Here is a 3383-nt window from a genome sequence, read left to right on the forward strand (position 1 = left end):
GATCTACACAGGCGAAGACACTCTTTCCCTACACGACGCTCTTCCGATCTTTGTTGTCTCCAAGGCCAATTGATATTAATTTAGTGATGGCTCAAGAGGCTCGTAGAGTAGCTGATAGAGTCGTAGGGTATGATGTTTCGTCAATATTGTGCGAGCAATCTAATCGCGGCTTATCTGCTGGTAGAGTGCAAACTCCTGCATTGCGCTTGGTTGTTGACATTGAAAACAAAATTCGTAGTTTTGTGCCAAAAGCCTTTTATGAAGTTTTTATCACTTTAGATAATGAATTAGAATTAAAACATAATCCTAAAAACTGTAGCTCGGATGAAAAACATCTCTTCGACAAAGAATTAGCAGAAAAAATTGCCCAGACAAAACGAGTTTGCATAACAAACGTTGATATTCGCAAACGCGAAACCAAGCCTAAAAGCCCTTTAACGACATCATTATTACAACAAGTTGCCAATGCTGCCTTAAAGTTAAATGCCAGTAAAACAATGGAAATCGCACAAAGTTTGTTTGAATCTGGACATATTACCTATCATCGTACAGACAATCCTAATATGTCATCAGAAGGGTTCAATGCGGCAGCTCAATGGTTAGTTTCCAAAGGATTCACCCCAAATAATACACAACATAAATGGCCAGCTAAGGACAACGCTCAAGGCGCACATGAGGCAATCAGACCAACAAATTTTAATAACCTTATAGTGGACTCAGATGATGAAGTACAAAAGATTTATGCGTTAATTCACGAAAGAGCCGTGACATCATGTATGCCATCTGCCATAGATGAAGTAACCACTATTGAAGCATGTAGTGAAAAATATTACATGTTTAACGATCAAGCATTCCAAGCTCTATTTAAAGCGGCTGCGAGTGTTGAATTGTTGAAAGGATGGCGTGAATTAGTTATCTTGGATACCAAAGATGAGAAGGATGAACTCAGTAAAATTAACAAAGTCCCAAGAGTAGGCGATGTTCATGGTGTCATTGGCAATAAAATTGATAATAAAATGACAGCTCCACCACCAAGATACACCGAAGGTAGTCTCATTAAAAAATTAGAGGGGTTGGGAATAGGGCGACCGTCAACATACGCAACAATCATTCAGAATATTATTAGCAAATCATATATTCAAGTTGGTTCACCCGATAAAAAAGATAAAAATAAACAATCTTTATTTCCAACAGAATTAGGCATTACCATTATTGATGCTCTCAAAGAACAAAAGTTTTTAGATTATGACTTTACCGCTAATATGGAAGATGATCTTGATAAAATAGCCAATAGTGGTATGACTTATAATCAGGTTATTAGTCAGCTCTATAATGTTATTCAACAAGATATTTCTACTATAAAATTAGATAGAAGCACATTGCCTTTGGCAGACTTTGAGAGAGTATGCCCTAAGTGCGGAAAAACGATTAAACGTATGCAGAAAAAAGATAAATCAGGCTTCTTTTGGGTTCATGTTGATGAAGCTGATGCCAATAACTGTCAACGTTTTATTAGTGATTATGATGGGCAACCCAATTGAATTTTTAAAATATGTTTCCGCATGCGGAATTTTTATTTTAGGGACTTAGGAACTGCTATCTCTAAAAACGAAAAAGCCACTGTATAAAACAGTGGCTTTTTCGTTTAGAATATCCGTACTGACTACTTGCAATAGTCAGGATGTTGGATTGGCCAACGCGCCCTGCCGTATGGTTGGGGGTTGTTTTGCGACCGTACAACATCAGGAAATTTACTAGATGAAGTACAGTAAATTTTATGCTGTTCTGTCCCAAAAAGCAAACCTTGTGCTGTGGTTGATTTTCATCACCGTATTTAGTTTGGGTTTGGGAACTTTGATATTAGGGGGCGAGTTTGCTATGCAGCTCGAACCCTTCAAAATTGAAGTGAAACAACAGAAATAAGGCATAGGGGCTGGCTTCGGCCAGTCCCACTGATGCTTCAAAATGTAGATTTTCTTTTGCTAAATTGGATCAGCTTCGCACTGATCTTTTATAAAGCCCTTCATTTGAAGTAATGCCAGTCAGTTAAGATCTAACTGGCATTTTTTTATAGGATATTTTTGAGGTTTTGGTTTCACGACTCTAGGGTATGTACGCTCTCTTTTCTTGGGTAAAACGAACATACTTGCCTGATTCATCAATGACTGTAATTGTTTTGGCAACGTTCCCGCAGATAACAGGGGGGCAAATCGTAATAAATTAATGATGGCTAAAGAACACACATGAAAGCTCATTCTTAACGGACTGACTTCTAACGTATTTGCCATGATTTTCATTTGTCTTCTGATAAGATTATACGCAATCAATACCCCCCAAATCTCTTGATAAACCAATTCAGGCAATTTACTACGCAACATCATTCCTTCTTGCAAAGATGACTTGATTTCACGAAAACCTAATTCAATTTCCCATCGCTGAATATAAAGTGTTACCAGTGTTTTTTTAGAGTATTTTTCCTTATTGATCAATGAGGTGATATATCGCCTCTTTTTCCCTTCATGTTCAACTTCCATTAAACGGGCTTGCCATGTTTGCCCTAGTGTCGGATTCAATTTTTGTGCGCGTGCTGAAACAGGCATTTGTATCAAATAATCACCTTGCCCATATTTTTCAATCACTTCATAACGTAAATTATCTTTCGCTCTCATTAACCAATGACTATTTTCTGCCTTTTCTTGCCAACTCATTAAAAAATCTGCTGAAAAGTACGCTCGGTCAAATAACGTAATGCTGTCATGAGGAACGCTTAAACGATGGGCTAAGGTCAATTCTCCTTGTGACATATCTCCTAATTGTGCGTCAATTAATTCGTGACTCTGTGTATTCATCAAGCAAACCGCTCTCACTTGTGGCCATGTCGCTGAGGCCGCTTTTCCTTTGGATGAACCAAAATGACTGAAATTATCAGGGGTGTGCGGCATCGCCCAAATCACGCCATCAACCGCAAATACCTGTAAATCCTGATATTTTTCTTGTTTAACTAGCGACCCTTCTAACCACGATTGGCTTAATGTCCGAAATAATTCCGCTAACGGTTCTTGCCCTAAACGTTGTCTTGCTTGAACGGTGGCACTGGGATAACAATAGTTACTTTCTCCTTGTACTAAATCAAGCTGTTGGACAACATACCAAATCGGTTGATTTCGGAATAAGGCTAGTCCAATCACTAACCAAACAACTTGCTCCGCAGGTAGCTTCCGTTTGCGTATGGAGGCTTTGCCTGTCTTCGTTAGCGAGGCTTCTATCCACTGAATATCTATTAACTCACTAAAATGAGCAACGCTTTCAGCACTGTACGATAAGGTTGTTGATAAATTCTCAAGTAGGCTCATAAAATAAAAATGGGTATCAAAAATTGATAC

At 38.4% G+C, this 3383-nt stretch carries 1 protein-coding gene; it reads right to left on the reverse strand.

All coding sequences use genetic code 11. The features are described from left to right. Positions 1 to 2042: 2042 nt before the first annotated feature. Positions 2043 to 3353: an IS4 family transposase gene (locus tag Q0212_RS09875; RefSeq protein WP_297924954.1), complete on the reverse strand. Its 1311-nt coding sequence runs from the start codon at positions 3351 to 3353 to the stop codon at positions 2043 to 2045. Positions 3354 to 3383 lie beyond the last annotated feature (30 nt).

Origin of the sequence: uncultured Agitococcus sp., from assembly GCF_937920075.1 — a bacterium.
GTDB lineage: Bacteria > Pseudomonadota > Gammaproteobacteria > Pseudomonadales > Moraxellaceae > Agitococcus.